Origin of the sequence: Mycolicibacterium brumae, from assembly GCF_025215495.1 — a bacterium.
Classification (GTDB): domain Bacteria; phylum Actinomycetota; class Actinomycetes; order Mycobacteriales; family Mycobacteriaceae; genus Mycobacterium; species Mycobacterium brumae.
On record NZ_CP104302.1, the window covers coordinates 1,623,713 to 1,641,990 of the forward strand.

14 protein-coding genes are annotated in these 18,278 nt (G+C 69.6%); 9 read left to right on the forward strand and 5 right to left on the reverse strand.

The features are described 5' to 3' along the window. The gene (locus L2Z93_RS07910) at positions 1–1,674 is read right to left on the reverse strand and encodes an alpha/beta hydrolase (protein ID WP_090589718.1); all 1,674 of its coding nucleotides are present in this window, start codon (positions 1,672–1,674) and stop codon (positions 1–3) included. Further along, a complete protein-coding gene (locus L2Z93_RS07915) occupies positions 1,671–1,958 on the reverse strand; it encodes a hypothetical protein (RefSeq protein WP_090589722.1) in 288 nt (95 codons plus the stop codon). The genes L2Z93_RS07910 and L2Z93_RS07915 overlap by 4 nt, the downstream gene beginning before the upstream one ends. A gap of 115 nt (positions 1,959–2,073) precedes the next feature. Between L2Z93_RS07915 and L2Z93_RS07920 the strand changes: the two genes are divergently transcribed. Further along, positions 2,074–3,057 (forward strand): nitrilase-related carbon-nitrogen hydrolase, encoded by a 984-nt coding sequence (locus L2Z93_RS07920; protein WP_090589726.1) that lies wholly within the window; start codon positions 2,074–2,076, stop codon positions 3,055–3,057. Positions 3,058–3,068: 11 nt separating this feature from the next. Continuing rightward, on the forward strand, positions 3,069–4,082 hold the full coding sequence (locus L2Z93_RS07925) for an agmatine deiminase family protein (RefSeq protein WP_193438912.1): 1,014 nt from the start codon (positions 3,069–3,071) through the stop codon (positions 4,080–4,082). 68 nt (positions 4,083–4,150) lie between these two features. Here the strand turns inward: L2Z93_RS07925 and gabT are convergent, their stop codons facing one another. Further along, entirely contained in the window at positions 4,151–5,485 is a 1,335-nt protein-coding gene (gene gabT / locus L2Z93_RS07930) for a 4-aminobutyrate--2-oxoglutarate transaminase (protein WP_090589733.1), read from the reverse strand. 452 nt (positions 5,486–5,937) lie between these two features. Here gabT and L2Z93_RS07935 point away from each other — a divergent pair, with 452 nt between their 5' ends. From L2Z93_RS07935 to pafA, 5 genes are all read left to right on the forward strand, one after another. After that, the gene (locus L2Z93_RS07935; RefSeq protein ID WP_090589742.1) at positions 5,938–7,446 is read left to right on the forward strand and encodes a biotin carboxylase; all 1,509 of its coding nucleotides are present in this window, start codon (positions 5,938–5,940) and stop codon (positions 7,444–7,446) included. Positions 7,447–7,493: 47 nt separating this feature from the next. Continuing rightward, positions 7,494–8,678, forward strand: coding sequence for a serine hydrolase domain-containing protein (locus L2Z93_RS07940; RefSeq protein WP_090589983.1), 1,185 nt, complete (start codon positions 7,494–7,496; stop codon positions 8,676–8,678). A gap of 23 nt (positions 8,679–8,701) precedes the next feature. Continuing rightward, entirely contained in the window at positions 8,702–11,530 is a 2,829-nt protein-coding gene (locus L2Z93_RS07945; protein WP_090589746.1) for an aminotransferase class I/II-fold pyridoxal phosphate-dependent enzyme, read from the forward strand. 175 nt (positions 11,531–11,705) lie between these two features. Continuing rightward, a complete protein-coding gene (locus L2Z93_RS07950; RefSeq protein WP_090589750.1) occupies positions 11,706–13,238 on the forward strand; it encodes a PucR family transcriptional regulator in 1,533 nt (510 codons plus the stop codon). 36 nt (positions 13,239–13,274) lie between these two features. Beyond that, a complete protein-coding gene (pafA, locus tag L2Z93_RS07955; RefSeq protein WP_090589755.1) occupies positions 13,275–14,633 on the forward strand; it encodes a Pup--protein ligase in 1,359 nt (452 codons plus the stop codon). Positions 14,634–14,641: 8 nt separating this feature from the next. Here pafA and L2Z93_RS07960 read toward each other — a convergent pair whose 3' ends face one another. Continuing rightward, complete coding sequence (locus L2Z93_RS07960) at positions 14,642–15,061, reverse strand: hypothetical protein (protein ID WP_090589759.1); 420 nt, start codon at positions 15,059–15,061, stop codon at positions 14,642–14,644. Between the two features lie 284 nt (positions 15,062–15,345). On the opposite strand from L2Z93_RS07960, the gene istA reads away from it, so the two are divergent. Both istA and istB read left to right on the forward strand, forming a co-directional pair. Further along, positions 15,346–16,881 (forward strand): IS21 family transposase, encoded by a 1,536-nt coding sequence (gene istA, locus L2Z93_RS07965; RefSeq protein WP_090589763.1) that lies wholly within the window; start codon positions 15,346–15,348, stop codon positions 16,879–16,881. A 50-nt stretch (positions 16,882–16,931) separates the two neighbouring features. After that, entirely contained in the window at positions 16,932–17,687 is a 756-nt protein-coding gene (gene istB, locus L2Z93_RS07970; protein WP_090589986.1) for an IS21-like element helper ATPase IstB, read from the forward strand. A 54-nt stretch (positions 17,688–17,741) separates the two neighbouring features. On the opposite strand, the gene L2Z93_RS07975 is transcribed toward istB, so the two are convergent. Continuing rightward, positions 17,742–18,224, reverse strand: coding sequence for a hypothetical protein (locus tag L2Z93_RS07975; protein WP_128111757.1), 483 nt, complete (start codon positions 18,222–18,224; stop codon positions 17,742–17,744). Positions 18,225–18,278 lie beyond the last annotated feature (54 nt).

Sequence of the window (18,278 nt, forward strand, 5' to 3'; positions counted from 1 at the left end):
TCAGCGGCGCCGGGCCAGCATCACCTTCAGCAGGTTGGACCAGGCGTCCGACGGCTCGTTGACCACATCGCTGTGCGTGCTCGGGCCGAACATCGGCCAGCCGTTGGCGCGCCGCCCGGTGGGCAGCGGCAGCACCCCGGGCATGGTGTCCGGGTCCGCGCCGTGCGGGCCGAACGGAAAACCCTGCACCGCCTCGATCCAATCGCCGGGCGCCGTCATCGAATAGCGCTGCACCTTCGGGTTCCGGTTATGCCAGTCGGCCGGGCTGAGCACCCCGACGCCGGCGCCGGCGGCCTCCACGTACACCACCCGGTCGGCGGTCAGCCCGTGCTTCTCGGCGGTGCCCAGAATGGACCCGCCGTAGGAGTGGCCGAGGTAGGTGACCGGGATGTCCCGGCCGGTCGCGTCGACGGTGCGGTCGACGTCCTCGCTGAACGCCGCCAGCCGCGGCGCCATCCGCTCCGCGTAGCCGGGGTCGGCGGCCTGGCGCAGCCCGGAGACGATGTCCGCGCCGGTGGGGAACGGCCCGCCCAGGTAGGTGATCATCGCCAGCTTGCCCGCCCCGGCCCGGGTGAACCGCACCACCGTCTCGGTGTTGGCCGCGCTGTCCTGCATCCGGGTGTTCAGCCCCGGCACCAGCACACCGAGTCCCGTCGCGGTGTTCAGGTCGCCGTGCAGTTCGATCAGCGACTGCCGCTCCGGGTCGAACCCGATGAACTGCCGCGCCACGGTCAGCTCGCTGCGCCCGGTCGGGTCGGCGACCTCGGCCAGCAGACCCTGGTAGAAGTCGACGCGCTCACCGGTCTTGCGGTCCTGGGCGGCCACCGCGCCGGCCCGGACGTTCGGGTCGCGGGCGAACAGCATCCGCAGTCGCTCGTGGGTGGCCGCGTCGACGCCCGATTTCGGCATACTGGCGGCCAGTTCCGCGGCGACCTTCTGGTCCTCGCTGCGCCCGAGTTCGGCGCGGGCAGTCAGGATCGCGTCGGCGATATTGATCCGGTTGGCCGCGATCCGGAGGTCCCACGGAACCCCGTCGGTGTTGCCGACCTGCAGCGGCGCGGCCTCGACGAGTTGTTGGCGCTGCAGCGGGGTGAGCGCCGCGATCTGCTCGGCGATCTCGTCCTGGCCGGTGCTCGGCCAGCTCGCCACCATGGTCTGCGGGCCGGCGGGCCAACCCGCGGTGCGCGTCGGCGCGGGATCGGTCAGCACGAACGCGGCCTCCAGATCCCGGGCGGTGTCGTCGTCGGCGATGCCGAGCTGATCCAGCGCCGCCCGGACGGTGACGGTGAGTTCGGCGGCGCGGGAGGACTGTTCGGCGGTTCCGGTCACGGCGCCGTCGTCGGCGACGGTGAGGCCCTCGTCGCCGGCGCTCGACACGGCGGTCAGCACCGCGTCCCGGAACCGCCCGATCAGCGCGGCGCCGCTGCGGGCGGCCGCCGCGGCGGCGACGAACGCCCGGGCCAGCCGGGACACCTCCGCGGTCAGCGCCCCGGCGCTGTCCCGGGCGGCGTCGGCGGCCGACCCGCGCCAGAAGTCCCCGCTGGAATCGACGCCGCGGACCGCGACCGCGACCTCGCGGTGCGTGTCGGCGGCCGCGGTGTCCCAGGCCCGCGCCGCGTCCAGCAGCGAGTCCGGCTGCCAACCGCGCGCCTGGGACACCGTCGGGCGGGTCATCGGGCGGCGATCCGGATCCGGGCGGAGTCGTCGGCCTCGGAGAACCGGGCGCCGCCGATGTCGGCGCCGTCGGCCCAATCGGCGAGTTGACGGGCCAGCTCGGCCAGCCGGGTCAGCGCCGCCTGCGGCCCGGTCACCGCCGCCGTCGACGATCCGGGCAGCGCGATGCAGAGGCCCGGCCCGGGGCGGGCGGCGACGCGGGAGATCCCGGCAGCGCCCTCACGCACCGCCGTCACGCTGCGGCGCAGCGGGTCCTGGCTCACCGCCACCGGGGTCTCGGACATCCGACAAGCACACACCGCGCGACCGAATTTCGTGATCGGCTATCCACAACCTCCGGCGCGGCGCGATCCGGGAGGCCACAATGACAGCTATCCCGACGACCCCTGGAGGCCAACGATGCTCGTCCGCACCGCCACAACGCCCGAGCCGCTGTCACGCAGCGTCGAGTCCACCCGGGCGCCGCTGCGGGTCGGGCTGGTGCAGCACCGCTGGCGCGAGGACGCCAACGAGCTGACCGCCGTGCTGCGCGAGGGCATCGACCGCGCCGCCGGCGAGGGCGCCCGGCTGGTCTGCCTGCCGGAGATCACCCTGCTGCGCTACCCGGCCGACGTCCCGGCGGGGGAGAACCCGGGGGAGGGCGCCGAGGACCTCACCGGCGGGCCGACGTTCGCGCTGGCCGCCGAGGCGGCCCGCGCCAACGGCGTGTTCGTGCACGCGTCGCTGTACGAAAAGGCCCCGGCCGCAGATGGTTTGGGGTTCAACACCGCGATCCTGGTGAGCCCGGACGGCGAGTTGGTGGCGCGCACCCGCAAGCTGCACATCCCGATCTCGGCCGGCTACTACGAGGACACCTACTTCCGGGCCGGACCCGCCGAGCCCGACCCCTACCCGGTGTACGCCCCCGAGGGCCTCGACGCCCGGCTCGGCCTGCCGACCTGCTGGGACGAATGGTTCCCGGAGGTGGCCCGCAACTATTCGCTGGGTGGCGCGGAGATCGTCATCTACCCGACGGCCATCGGAAGCGAGCCGGTGTTCCCGAACTTCGACACCCAGCCGCTGTGGCAGCAGGTGATCGTCGCCAACGGCATCAACAGCGGGCTGTTCATGGTGGTGCCCAACCGCACCGGCGACGAGGGCAAGGTGAGTTTCTACGGCTCGTCGTTCATCTCCGACCCCTACGGCCGGGTGCTGGTGCAGGCGCCGCGCGACGAGGAGGCGGTGCTGGTCGCCGACCTGGACCTCGACCAGCGCCGCGACTGGCTGTCGCTGTTCCCGTTCCTGCTGACCCGCCGGCCGGACAGCTACGCCGCGCTGACCGCGCCGGTGGACGTCGAGCGTCCGTACGGCGTCGGACACCAGGCCGGCGAGGTGGTGAAGTGACCGGTTATCTGATGCCGGCCGAGTCCGCGCCGCAGGACCGGGTGTGGATGGCGTTCCCGTCGGCCGGATATTCGCTGGGGGACACCGAAACCCAGCAGCACGAGGCGCGGTCCACCTGGGCGGCGGTGGCCAACGCCATCTGCGAATTCGAGCCGGTTGTCGTGGTCGTCGACCCCGACGAAGTCGGCGCCGCCAAGCGCTACCTGTCCGGCGAGGTCGAGATCCGGGAGGCGCCGCTGAACGACGCCTGGATGCGGGACATCGGCCCCACGTTCGTGCACGCGGCCGACGGCTCGGTGGCCGCGGTGAACTGGGTGTTCAACGGGTGGGGCGGCCAGGACTGGGCCCGCTGGGACCGCGACGAGAAGATCGGCGTCGCGGTCGCGGACTGGGCCGGGGTGCCGGTCATCGACTCCCGGCTGGTCAACGAGGGTGGCGGGATCCAGGTCGACGGGGAGGGCACCGTGTTGCTCACCGAGACCGTCCAGCTGGACCCCGGCCGCAATCCCGGCGCCACCAAGGCCCAGATCGAGGCGCTGCTGGCGGACACCATCGGGGCCAGCCACGCGGTGTGGCTGCCGCGCGGCCTGACCCGGGACTCCGAGCAGTTCGGCACCCGCGGGCACGTCGACATCGTCGCGGCGATCACCTCGCCCGGCCGGCTGCTGCTGCACGCCCAGCCGGACGCCTCGCACCCGGATCACGCGGTGTGCCAAGAGCTTCGGGCAATGCTCGCCGAGACCCACGACGCCGCGGGGCGGGCCTGGGAGATCACCGAACTGCCCGCGCCGACGGTGCTGACCGACGACGAGGGCTATGTCGACTACAGCTACATCAACCACCTGGTGGTCAACGACGGGGTGATCGCCTGTGCGTTCGGCGACCCGCGGGACGCCGACGCCGCCGCCATCCTGGCCGAGGCGTACCCGGGCCGGAAGGTGGTCAGCGTCGACGCCCGTCCACTGTTCGAGCGCGGCGGCGGCATCCACTGCATCACGCAGCACCAGCCGTCGGCCCGGGTGTAGCCGTTAGCTGGTGCTGATGCGCTGAGCCCGCTGCGCAAAGCCTCCGTTCCTCCGGCATTGCTTGCGACTCAGCTGGTCAGGTCGCAGATGACGTCGGCGAGGATGTCGATGCCCTCGCCGAGCAGGTCGTCGCTGATCACCAGCGGCGGCAGCAGCCGGATCACGTTGCCGTAGCTGCCGCAGGTCAGCACCACGACGCCGCGGGCGAACGCCTCGGCGGCGATGGCCTTGGTCAGCGCGGCGTCCGGCTCGTCGCCGCCGGGGACGACGATTTCGACGGCCAGCATCGCGCCGCGTCCGCGGACATCGCCGATCACCCCGGTGCCGGCGAGTGCCCGCAGCTTCGGCAGCGCCAGCGCCTCGATGGCGCGGGCCCGGCCGGCCAGGTCCAGTTCGGCCATCGCGTCGATGGCGGCCAACGCCGCGGCGCAGGCGACCGGGTTGCCGCCGTAGGTGCCGCCGAGGCCGCCCGGGTGCACGGCGTCGAGCAGGTCGGCGCGGCCGGTGATCGCCGCCAGCGGCATGCCGCCGGCGATGCCCTTGGCGGTGGTGATGATGTCGGGAACCACGCCCTCGTGGTCGACGGCGAACCAGGCGCCGGTGCGGGCGAACCCGGACTGCACCTCGTCGGCGATGAACACCACGCCGTTGGCTGTGCACCAATCAGACAGCGCGGCAAGGAATCCCGGCGCCGGCACGATGAATCCGCCCTCGCCCTGCACCGGTTCGATGATCACCGCGGCCACCGACGCGGCCCCGATCTGGGTTTCGATCTTGCGGATCGCGGCCTTGGCGGCGGCCTCGCCGGACAGCCCGTCCCGGTACGGGTAGGACGCCGGCATCCGGTAGACCTCCGGCGCGAACGGGCCGAACGCGGTCTTGTACGGCGCGGCCTTCGCGGTCAGCGCCATGGTCATGTTGGTGCGGCCGTGGTAGGCGTGGTCGAACGCGACGACGGCGTTGCGGCCGGTGGCCAGCCGGGCCACCTTGACCGCGTTCTCCACCGCTTCGGAACCGGAGTTGAAGAAGGCGGTGCGCTTCTCGTGATCGCCGGGGGTCAACGCGTTGAGCCGCTCGGCGAGTTCCACGTAGCCCTCGTAGCCGGTGACCATGAAACAGGTGTGGGTGAACCGGGCGGCCTGCTCGGCGACCGCCGCGACGACCGCCGGGTGCGAGGCGCCCACGCTGGTCACCGCGATGCCCGAGCCCAGGTCGATCAGCGAGTTGCCGTCGACGTCGACGATCACACCGCCGTCGGCGTCGGCGGTGTAGATCGGGGTGGACGCGCCGACGCCGGCCGACACCGCGGCGCGCCGCCGGGCCGCGAGCTCCACCGACCGGGGGCCGGGAAGTTCGGTGATGATGTTCCGCTTCTGGGCGAGGCGGTAGGAAATGTCGGTCATCGAGATGCTCCCTTCAACGTCAGGTTCTGCCGCTTAGCGTCGCCGCGGGCGGCCCACCAGCGCTATCGACGTTCTGGTGAATAACTCGGGGTGTTAATCGACGATTTGTCGACTGTTCAATGTGGCCTGCGTCACGCAAACTGGTGATCTCCCCTGTGCCCAATCCGGCATGTGCCCGAACCTGGAATGAGTGAACGTTGACGGAATCGACCCGCCGCACCGCCAAGCGCGCCACCAAGACCACCGCCAAGGCCCCCGCGAAGACGGCCGCCAAGGCCGCCGCGAAGACCCCGGCGCCCAAGGCCGCCCCGCGCAAACGCGCCGCCAAGGCCGCAGCCGTGGTCGAGGCGGTCGAGACCGCCGTCGCCGAAGCCGTTGAGGGCGCCGTCCTCGGGGCGGTCGCCGCCCACGTCGCGGAGAACGCCGCGGACGCGCCGGAGGTGAGCGTGGCGATGGACGCCGGATCGGCCTCCTCGCCGGTGTGGGGCGGGCGCCGCCGCACGCTGCGCAATATGTCCGAGGTGCGGCACTTCTTCCGCACCAACGACGTCCCGGTCTACTTCGTCGGCGCGACGCCGTTCAACCTGCTTGGCCTGGACCGCTGGGTGCGCCGGTTCTCCTTCGTCACCTACTACGACGCCTGGGACGGCGCGCACCCGCGGGTCTTCACCCCGAGCTACAAGCCCTACCAGGAGTTTCCCAGCGGCGAGGCGATCAACAACTGGCTGCTGCGCAACCCCGAGGTGCGCGCGTTCATGACCGAGGGCCTGGCCCCGGGGGTGCGGCCGAAGGTCGCGATGGTGTTCTTCGACGAGGAGACCGAGGCGATCTGCGCCGAGCTCGGCTACGACCTGATCCTGCCGTCGGCTGAACTGCGCGACCACCTGGACTCCAAGATCGTCACCACCCGGCTCGGCGACGAGGCCGGCGCGCCGAGCGTGCCCAACGTGCTGACCAAGGTGGAGAGCTGGGAGGAGCTGACCGCCGCGGCCGAGGCCGCCGGGCTGGGCAGCGAACTGGTGGTGCAGACCCCCTACGGCGATTCCGGCAAGACCACCTTCTTCATCTCGTCGGAGGGCGATTGGCGCAAGCACGCCGACGACATCGTCGGCCAGGACATCAAGGTGATGCGCCGGATCAACAACCGGCCGATCGCGGTGGAGGCCGTCATCACCCGCTGCGGCACCATCGTCGGCCCGTTCATGACCGAGCTCACCGGCTACGAGGAGCTGACCCCCTACCGCGGTGGCTGGTGCGGCAACGAGATGTTCCCGGAGGTGCTCACCTCCGAACGGCGCGCCGCGGCGACGCAATTGGTGCGCCGCCTGGGCGACCGGCTGGCCAATGAGGGCTACCGCGGCTTCTTCGAGGTCGACGTGCTGGTGGACACCGACGACGGCGAGGTCTACCTGGGCGAGCTGAACCCGCGGATCAGCGGCGCCACCTCGATCACCAATGTCACCGCCGGCGCCTACGCCGACGTCCCGCTGTTCCTGTTCCACCTGCTGGAGTACATGGGCGTGGAGTTCGACCTGGACGTCGACGAGATCAACGAGCGCTGGGTGGAGTTGGCCGCTGCCGATGAGTGGAGCCAGATGGTTATCAAGGAGACCAACGACGCCGTCGAGCAGCTCGTCGCCACCCCGGCCACCGGCGCCTACTCGCTGGACTCCTCCGGCGCGCTGGTGTTCCGCCGCGCGGCCCTGGATTGGCATCAGCTGCAGTCCGAGGCCGACGCGTTCTTCCTGCGCATCTACCCGGTCGGGGACTACCGCTGGAAGGGCGCCGATCTGGGCGTGCTGGTGACCAAGGGCCGGCTGCAACGCGACCGCGCCCAAGGCGGCTCCGCGCTGACCATCCGGGCGCGGCACCTGATCGACTCGATCCGCGCCCAGTACTCGGGCGTGCCGCTGGCCGATCCGGGCGTTGCCGCCAATCCGGTCGCCGGCAAATACCTATGATGGACCGGGTTTCGGTGAAGGAGCCGGACACGGGCGAAGGAGCGGGGATGCTGGGCGGCAACTCCGGACGCGTTCCCTCGGAGGTGACGCTGGACAACTGGCAGTCCGCGCCCAACCTGCACTGGACCTTCCAGCACATCGCGGACTTCCTGCCGACGGCCGTCATCGCGCGCGGCCAGGGTCGGATGGCGCACCTGCCCGACGAGCACACCGGCCTCGCCGACATCGCCGTCGAGTTGCCCGACGGCGAGTCGTCGACGGTCGGCGCGGTGATGGCGTCCACCGCCACCGACGGCTGGATCGTCACGCACCGCGGCCGGGTGCTGACCGAGGAATATCACGGCGGTATGCGCCCGGACACCCTGCACATCCTGATGTCGGTGTCCAAGACGCTGATCTCCGCGGTGGCCGGGGTGCTGCACGGCAGCGGCGCCCTCAACGTCGACGCGCTGGCCTCGTATTACGTTCCGGTGCTTGCCAATTCGGGCTATGCCGGGGCGACGGTCCGAAACCTGCTGGATATGCGTTCGGGTATCTCGTTCTCCGAGGAGTACCTGAACCCGGACGCCGAGGTGCGGGTGCTGGAACAGGCCATCGGCTGGGCGCCGCGCGAGCACCCGGGTGTGCCGGCGACCATGTACGACTTCCTGCTGACGCTCAAGCAGAAGTCGCTGCACGGCGGCCCGTTCGAGTACCGGTCCTGTGAGACCGACGTGCTGGGCTGGGTGTGCGAGGCCGCCGCCGGCATCCGGATGCCGCAGCTGATGTCGCAGGCGGTGTGGAGCCGGATCGGCGCCGCGCACGACGCGAACATCGGCGTCGACTCGATGGGCACCGGCATGTTCGACGGTGGCATCAGCGCCTGCCTGGCCGACCTGGTGCGGTTCGGGTCGCTGTACCTCAACAACGGGGTGTCGCTGCTGGGCGAGCAGGTGCTGCCGCTGGCCTGGGTGGCCGACACCCTGGCCGGTGGGCCGGACTCCCGGCAGGCGTTCCAGTTCAGCCCGGACGACAACCGGATGCCCGGCGGCATGTACCGCAATCAGGTCTGGTTCCCGTACCCGGGCAACGACGTGCTGCTGTGCCTGGGCATCCACGGCCAGATGATCTACGTCAACCGGCCGGCCGGGGTGGTGGCCGCCAAACTGTCCAGCTGGCCGCTGCCGCAGCACGCCCACATGCTGTTCTCCACCATCCGCGCGTTCGACGCGGTGTCGGCCGAATTGCGTTGAAAGACGCTGGGTTGAAAGACAATATGCAACGATTCAACAAGCCACGCCGGTTGCGGGTGTCCGCGCTGGCGGCCGCCGCCAACCCGTCCTACCAGCGCCTGGACACCTGGAATCTGCTCGACGACTCCTGTCGCCAGCTGGCCGCGGTGCACCGCGCCGGCATCGAGTGCGACTCCGAGGTGACCCGGGTGCGCCGACTGCTGGACCGGATCGGCGCCTACGAGCGGTATTGGCTCTACCCGGGCCAGGACAGCGTGGACCGGTTCCGGCGCTACCTGGACGGTATGGAGACCGAACGGCTGGCCGAGGAGGTCACCCTGGCGGTGCGATTGCTGTCGGAGTACGGGGCGCGGGCCGTGCTGTTCGACACCACCACCCCGCTGGAGGACCAGGAGCTGGTCGCCCGCGCCAAGCATCAGCAGTTCTACACCGTGCTGATCGCCGACGACGCCCCGGCGGCCACCTCCGACAACCTCGCCGACCAGTTGCGGGCGCTGCGCAACCCGAACGACGATGTGCTGTTCGAGCCGCTGGTGGTCTCCAGCGTCGAGGACGCGATCTGCGCGGCCGCGCTCAACGGCGACATCCAGGCCGCGGTCATCCGCCACGATCTGCCGTTGCGGTCCAAGTCGCGGCTGCCGCTGATGACCACGCTGCTCGGCGTGGAGAAGCATGCCGTGGTCACCGACCGCACCCACGACTGGGTGGAGTGCGGAGAGTGGATCCGCGAACTGCGCCCGCACATCGACCTCTACCTGCTGACCGACGAGTCGATCGCCGCGGTCAGCGAGGAAGAGCCCGATATCTACGACCGCACGTTCTACCGGCTCAACGACACCACCGACCTGCACTCCACCGTCACCGCGGGGATCCGCAACCGGTTCACCACCCCGTTCTTCGACGCGCTGCGCGCCTACGCCGCCGCTCCGGTCGGCCAGTTCCACGCGCTGCCGGTGGCCCGGGGCGCGTCGATCTTCAATTCGAAGTCGTTGCGGGACATGGGTGAGTTCTACGGCCGCAATATCTTCATGGCCGAAACCTCGTCCACCTCGGGCGGTTTGGACTCGCTGCTGGATCCGCACGGCGCGATCCGGGAGGCCAAGGTGAAGGCCGCCAAGACCTGGCGCTCGGACCGCACCTACTTCTCCACCAACGGCACCTCGACGGCGAACAAGATCGTCGTGCAGACCCTGACCCGGCCCGGCGACATCGTGCTGATCGACCGCAACTGCCACAAGTCGCACCACTACGGCTTGGTGCTGGCCGGCGCCAACCCGTACTACCTGGACGCCTACCCGCTGGAGGACTACGCCATCTACGGCGCGGTGTCGCTGCGCACCGTCAAGAAGGCGCTGCTGGACCTGGAGGCGGCCGGTCAGCTGCACCGGGTGCGGATGCTGCTGCTGACCAACTGCACCTTCGACGGCATCGTCTACAACCCGCGCCGGGTGATGGAGGAGGTGCTGGCCATCAAGCCGGACATCTGCTTCCTGTGGGACGAGGCCTGGTACGCGTTCGCCACCGCCGTGCCGTGGGCGCGGCAGCGCACCGCGATGATCGCCGCCGATCAGCTCGAGGAGATGTTGGCCTCGCCGCGCTACGCCGAGGACTACGAGCAGTGGCAGCAGGAGATGGCCGGCGTCGACAAGTCGGAGTGGCTGGATCGTCGGCTCTTCCCGGACCCGAAGAAGGCCCGGGTGCGGGTCTACTCGACGCACTCCACCCACAAGTCGCTGTCGGCGCTGCGGCAGGCCTCGATGCTGCACATTCGGGATCAGGACTTCAACGCCAAGGCCCGAGACTCCTTCGACGAGGCGTTTCTGACCCACACCTCCACCTCGCCGAACCAGCAGCTGCTGGCCTCGCTGGATCTGGCCCGTCGTCAGGTCGACATCGAGGGCTTCCAGATGGTGCGCTCGGCGTACAACATGGCGCTGGCGTTCCGGCAGCGGGTCGCCAACGACCGGCTGATCAGCAAGTGGTTCCGCATCCTGGAGGAAGGCGACCTGGTGCCGGAGAATTTCCGGCCGTCCCGGGTCAGCGCCTACCGGCAGAACAGCGACGGGGTGCTCGACGGTTGGAACGAGGCCTGGCGCTCGGATGAGTTCGTGCTCGACCCGACCCGGGTGACGCTCTACATCGGCAAGACCGGGATGAACGGCTTCGCGTTCCGCGAAGACGTGCTGATGAAGCGCTTCGGCATCCAGATCAATAAGACCTCGATCAACTCGGTGCTGTTGATCTTCACCATCGGCGTGACCTGGTCCAGCGTGCACTACCTGCTCGACGCGTTGCGCCGGGTCGCCGAGGGCTTGGACCGGGAGCGGGCCGAGGCCAGCCGCGCCGACCTGATTCTGGCCGAGCGCAAGGTCGTCGAAATGACCGAGGATCTGCCGCCGCTGCCGAACTTCAGCGAGTTCGACCAGGCCTTCCGCCGCGACCCGGACGGCGCGTACGGCGATATGCGCACCGCCTTCTACGCCGGGTATGAGGAGTCCGACCGGGAATACCTGCAGCTGGGCGAGGCCGGACGGCGTATCGCCGAGGGCCGCACCCTGGTGTCGACGACGTTCGTGGTGCCGTATCCGCCGGGGTTCCCGGTGCTGGTGCCCGGACAGGTCATCTCCAAGCAGATCCTGTACTTCCTGGCGCAGCTCGACGTCAAGGAGATCCACGGCTACAACCCGGAGCTGGGATTGTCGGTGTTCACCCAGGAGCTGCTGGACCGGCTGACCCGGGTGCGCAGCGGGATGGCGGAGCTGGCTGACACCGGTGGCCGCCCGGCCAAGGCGATGGTGGACAGCGAGACCATCGAGACGGTGTCGGATCAGGACCAGGACGCCAACGCCTGAGTCGAGCCGGCGAGGAACGAGCCGGCGAAGAGCTCAGGCGCATCAACAACGCCTGAGTCGAGCCGGCGAGGAACGAGCCGGCGAAGAGCTCAGGCGCATCCACGCCGCCTGACAAAAGCGTGATTTTGTCCGATCTGTTTCGACATTCTGTACATTCAGCTGCGTGACGGTTCCGGTGCGCTGGGTGCTCGACCAGCCGGACCTGCAGCTGCGGCTGCTGGCCGGGCGGGCCGGCGCCGGCCGCGAGGTCAATCTGGTGCTGACCACCGAACTCGCCGATCCCGCCGAATGGCTCAGCGGGGGAGAGCTGGTGCTCACCACCGGCATCAGCCTGCCCACCGACGACCGGGGCCGCCGGAACTACCTGCGCACGCTGGCCGAAAGCGGGGTCGCCGCCGTCGGATTCGGCACCGGGCTGACCTTCGACGAGGTACCCGCCGACCTCATCGCCGACGCCGAACAACTGGGCCTGCCGCTGATCCAGGTGCCCCGGCGCACCCCGTTCGCGGCGATCGTCCAGCGGGTCGGCTCCCGGCTGGCCGCACTGCAGTACGACGCCGTGCTGCGGGCCTCGCGCGCCCAGCCGCGGATGAGCCGGGCGGTGGTCAGCGACGGCCCGGCCGGGGTGGCCGCCGAACTGGGCCGGGCGTTGAAATCCGCGGTCGTGGTGCTCGACCCCGCCGGCGCCGTCATCGCGTCGCACCCGCCGAATCTCAACGTCACCACCGTCAACCTGGTCCGGGACTCGGTGGAGCCCGGCGCGGACTCGGCGGTGCGGGTGCTGGCCGACGGCACCACCGTCGCCGCCCAGGACATCCGGGCCGGCGGCCGCTCGCACGGCCTGCTCGCCGTGGTCAGCCCCTCCGGGCTGAGCCCGATCGACCAGGTGCTGCTCGGCCACGCGAACTCGCTGCTGGCGCTGGACTTCGAGAAACCGGTCCGCTTGCAGGACACCCGCAGGCAGCTCAACGAGGTGGCGCTCGGCCTGCTGCTGGCCTCCGACGACGGCCGCGAGCCGGCCTGGGCGCAGCTGGCCGCGGCCGCCGACGCCAAGGGCCGGATCCGGGTGCTGGTCATCGAGGCCGACGCAGAGGCGAACGACAAGGACCACCGGCGCCGGATGAAGGCCGCGTTGGCGCGCGCGCTGGAGGCCGCCGGGCGCCCGGTGTTCGTCGTCGACACCGCCGCGTCGCTCACCGTGCTGCTGCCGGGCACGGTCACCGCGGCCGGCGCGGCGGCGCTGCTGGCCGGGCTGGGCCGATCCGCGCGCGCGTCGGCGCGCAGCGGGCTGAGCGGCGTGCACCCGCTGGAACGGCTCACCGACGCCGCGCGCGACGCCCGGATGGCCGCCTCCATCGCCGACCGCGGCGGGGACCCACTGGAATTCGGCGCGCTGACCGGCAGCGCGCTGCTGGCGTTCGGGCAGAGCCGTGAGGTGCTGATGGTGCTCGGGGCGATGCTGACCCCGGTGATCGAGCACGACGCCGCCTACGGCACCGGCCTGATGCCCGCGCTGCGGGCGTTCCTGGAAGCCAACGGGCACTGGGAGTCCGCGTCGGCCGCCATCGGCGTGCACCGCCACACCATGCGCAAACGCATCGAGCAGGCCGCCGAACTGCTGGGCTGCGACCTCGGGCTGGCCCGGGTCCGCGCCGAGCTGCTGCTGGCCATCCTGGCCCAAGCACCCGACACCGAGGCGCCGACCTAGGCGCCGGAGACTGCCGCACGCCGTAAGCTCGACTGCGTGCAGCGACGGATCATGGGCATCGAAACCGAATTCGGCGTGACCTGCACGTTCCACGGTCACCGCCGACTCTCGCCGGACGAGGTGGCCCGCTACCTGTTCCGCCGGGTGGTGTCCTGGGGCCGCAGCTCGAACGTCTTCCTGCGCAACGGCGCGCGCCTCTACCTGGACGTGGGCAGCCACCCCGAGTACGCGACCGCCGAATGCGACAACCTGCGCCAGCTGGTCACCCACGACCGGGCCGGTGAGCGGGTGCTCGAGGATCTGCTCGTCGACGCCGAACAGCGGCTGGTCGACGAAGGCATCGGCGGCGACATCTACCTGTTCAAGAACAACACCGACTCCGCCGGCAACTCCTATGGCTGCCACGAGAACTTCCTCATCGTCCGGGCCGGCGAGTTCTCCCGGATCTCCGACGTGCTGCTGCCGTTCCTGGTCACCCGCCAGCTGATCTGCGGCGCCGGCAAGGTGCTGCAAACCCCCAAGGCCGCCACGTTCTGTCTGAGCCAGCGCGCCGAACACATCTGGGAAGGCGTCTCCAGCGCCACCACCCGCAGCCGCCCGATCATCAACACCCGCGACGAGCCGCACGCCGACGCCGAGAAGTACCGCCGGCTGCACGTCATCGTCGGCGACTCCAATATGAGCGAGACCACCACCATGCTGAAGGTGGGCAGCGCGTCGCTGGTGCTGGAGATGATCGAGGCCGGCGTGCCGTTCCGGGATTTCGCACTGGACAACCCGATCCGGGCGATCCGCGAGGTCAGCCACGACGTGACCGGCAAGCGCCCGGTGCGGCTGGCCGGCGGTCGCCAGGCCAGCGCCCTGGACATCCAGCGCGAGTACCACGCCCGCGCGGTGGAGTACCTGAAGACCCGGGAGCCCGACGCCCAGCTGGAGCAGGTCGTCGACCTGTGGGGCCGCCAGCTCGACGCGGTGGAGAGCCAGGACTTCGCCAAGGTCGACACCGAGATCGACTGGGTGATCAAACGCAAACTGTTCCAGCGTTACCTGGACCGCTACGACTGGGAGCTGTCGAACCCTAAGATCGCGCAGCTGGACCTGGCGTATCACGACATCAAACGCGGCCGCGGGGTGTTCGACCTGCTGGCCCGCAAGGGCCTGGCCGCCCGGGTCACCACCGACGAGGAGATTGACGCCGCGGTCACCACCCCGCCGCAGACCACCCGGGCCAAACTGCGCGGAGAGTTCATCGCCGCGGCCCAGGACAACGGGCGCGACTTCACCGTCGACTGGGTGCACCTCAAACTCAACGACCAGGCTCAGCGCACGGTGCTGTGCAAGGACCCGTTCCGCAGCGTCGACGAGCGGGTGGACCGGCTCATCGCCAGCATGTAGCCGCCGCGTCAGCCTCCGGTGCGCTGGTCGTTGATGGGCAGATCGGGTGCGATCCGCCGGATCGCCGGCAGCAGTTGCTCCAGCGGTGGCCGTAGGCCCGCGGAGTACTCCGGACGCAGTGTTCGCCGCTGACCTTTCCGGTCGACCTCGTTGGTGACGACCACCAGACGGTGCGCTCGGTCGGTGAAAGTCATCCCGGGCGACATGGTGCTCTGCACGTCGGTCACCGCGGTCAGTCCGGCGATGGCGCTCCACGGCGCGAAGTCGCCGGCGGCGGTGATGCCGTCGGTGTCGATGACGATTTTCTCCTTGCCCCGCCCGGTCGTCACCGCGATCCGGCCGTTCTCGGCCCACTGGCGATCGAGCTCGGCCTGGGCGCCCGGATCGAGCTGGTAGTCCGTCGTGTCCAGGGTCGACCAGAACTCCACATCGGGTGCGTACCGTTTCGCGGCGCTCTTGAGTTCGTCGCGATTCCCGCTGTGGTGGCGGTAGAGCGTGCAGCCGTACTGCTGCGGGCGGCCGTGTCAGCGGTCACGTAATTCCTCAGGTCTGAGGGGTTGTCCGTCACGTAATTCCTCACCTGCCGTCACGTAATTCCCCACCCCTTGGGGCGTGTCCGGCGGGGGTTGGGGTGCTGCTCAGGTTCGCTCCGTTCAGGTGCCCCTTCCGGGGGTCCTGAAAGGGGCCTTGAATGGCGAGGAGATCGTGGAACGTGACTGACTTCGTGGAGATGTTCCGGCACTGGAACGCCGGCCGATCCCAGGTGCAGATCAATGAGGCACTGGGTATCGACCGCAAGACCATCCGCAAGTATCTGGCCCCGGCGCTGGCCGAGGGTCTGCAACCGTGCCCTGGGGAGTTCGACGAGCAGCTATGGCGGGCACGCATCGGGCGCTGGTTTCCCGAGCTCGTCGATCCGGCGGCGCGGGCACTGACATGGCCCCAGATCGCCGTGCATCACCAGTGGATCGCCGAGCAGTTGAAGGTTCCGGTGACAGTGGCGACCATCGCGCAGCGCCTCCGCGACGACCACCTTGTGGACGTGTCCGAATCGACGGTACGTCGTTACGTGGCAACGGCGTTCGCCGAGGAGCGACTCGAAGGAAAAGTCACGGTGCCCCGCGGAGCGGTCGAACCGGGCAGCGAAGCACAGATCGACTACGGCAAGCTCGGCATGTGGCGTGACCCGGAATCGGGGCGACGCATCGCGGTGTGGGTGTTCGCGATGATCCTGTCGTGCTCGCGGGCGTTGTTCGTCCAACCGGTGCTGCGGATGGACCAAACATCCTGGAATGCCTCGCATGTCGCGGCGTTCGAGTTCTTCGGCGGTGTCCCGGCGCGGCTGGTGTGCGACAACCTCAAGACCGGCGTCGAGCGGCCCGACCTCTACGATCCGCTGATCAATCTGGCCTACGGTGAGCTCGCCGCGCACTACGGCGCCCTGATCGACCCGGCGCGAGCGCGCAAGCCGAAGGACAAACCTCGCATCGAGCGGCCGATGCCCTACATTCGGGATTCGTTCTTCGCCGGCCGCGAGTTCACCTCACTGGCCCAGATGCAGGCCGAGGCGATCAGGTGGTCCACGCAGGTTTACGGGGTCCATAAGCACCGTGGCCTGGATGGGCAGACCCCGGCATCGGTGTTCGCCGCGATCGAACGCGATGCGCTGATGCCGTTGCCGCCCAGGGTATTCGAGTCGGTTGTCTACTCGATCGGACGGGTCGCCGCGGATTGCCACGTCAAGTCCGGCAAGGCGCTGTACTCGGTGCCGTGGCGACTCATCGGCCAGCAGGTCACCGCCCGTACCGCCGGTGACGTCGTGCAGATCTTCCACAGCGGGACCGTGGTCGCGACCCACGTACTGCACCTATCGGGCCGCTCTACGAACTTCGAGCACTACCCGCCACACAAGATCGCCCACACCCTGCGCACCGTGACGTGGTGCCGTACCCAGGCCGAGCAGATCGGGCCCAGCGCCGTCGCCGTCGTCGCCGAACTGTCGCAGGTCAACGCCATCCACCGGCTCCGCGCCATCCAGGGCATCATCCGCCTGCGCGAGAAGTACGGCGATCGCCGACTGGACGCGGCCTGCGCCCGAGCCCTGGCGGTTGGCGACCCCGGCTATCGCACCGTCAAAGGCATCCTGGTCGCCGGCACCGAAGCAGACCAGGACCCGCCCGCAGTCGTCCCCCCACCACCGGCGATGCTGCGCGGACCGGGCGCCTTCGACACCGACCTCACCGCATGAGCACACCAAAATACTTCCACTACAACCACATCCACCTGAAGGACATTGTCATGACCATTCACGATCCCAGCCTGCGGACCGCACTGAAGACCCTCAAACTGACCGGCATGCTCGACACCCTCGACGCCCGCCTGGCCCAAACCCGCGACGGGAAACTCGGACACCTGGAATTCCTTCAAGTGCTCTGCGAAGACGAAATCGCCCGCCGCGAGACCGCCGCCCTGGCCCGACGAGTCCGCCGCGCCCGCTTCGAACAGCACAACACCTTCGAGGACTTCGACTTCACCGTCAGCCCCAAGCTCCCTGCCGCGATGCTGCGCGACCTGGCCGCGCTGCGCTGGCTCGACGCCGGCGAATCGGTCATCCTCTACGGACCCGTCGGTGTCGGGAAAACCCATGTGGCACAAGCACTCGGGCACCAAGTAGCCCGCCGCGGCGGTGACATCCGCTTCGTCAAATGCTCCCGCATGCTCGCCGACCTCGCCGGCGGCCACGCCGACCGCACCATCGGCCAACGCATGCGCGAATACACCCGCCCCCTGGTCCTGATCGTCGACGACTTCGCGATGCGCGAACACACCCCCACCCAAAGCGACGACCTCTACGACCTGGTCTCCGACCGCGCCATCGCCGCCAAGCCCCTGATCTTGACCAGCAACCGGGCCCCCAAGGACTGGTACCCGCTGTTTCCGAACCCGGTCGTCGCCGAATCACTACTCGACCGACTGATCAACACCAGCCACCAAGTCCTCATGGACGGCCCCTCCTACCGACCCCGGAAACGACCCGGCACCAAGACCACCTGACACCCACACCAGCGGTTCGCTACGCTCACCGCAGCAGCACCTAAACCTGGGGAATTACATGACGGCAGCCCCTGGGGAATTACGTGACCGTGGACAGCGGCCGCTGGCATCGAACTCGTTCGATGTGACCAGCAGGGACTCGCAGACGTACCGGGCTGCTGTCGTCAGCCTCGGGTCGCCCCCGTTGTGGGTCGCCGGTTTCTCGATGAATTCGAAGGCGCGGACATTGCTCCAAGGCAGTGCGAACTGTGTCGTCCACAGTCCTTCCGGCCCGGCGATGACCAACGGTTTGCCCTTCAGATTCTGGATGGCGCACACCGATAGCAGGTGGACCAGAGTTCCGATTCCGGCGACCACTCCGAGAAAGACCGCCCAGCCGTTCTCCCCGCTGAGCGCGGAGATCGCGCATCCGATCCACAACACCGCCAGGATCACCCGGACAGCCGTCGTTCGACCCTGATTTGGCGGCGTCGTGCCCACGATCGCGACCGTGCCCGGACGGAGTTCCGGCTGTTTCGTCGGCTTCGGCGTGGGCATGCGCTGAATGCTACGGGCGTCCGGCGGAGCGTCAGGACACGAATTTCGGGTGGC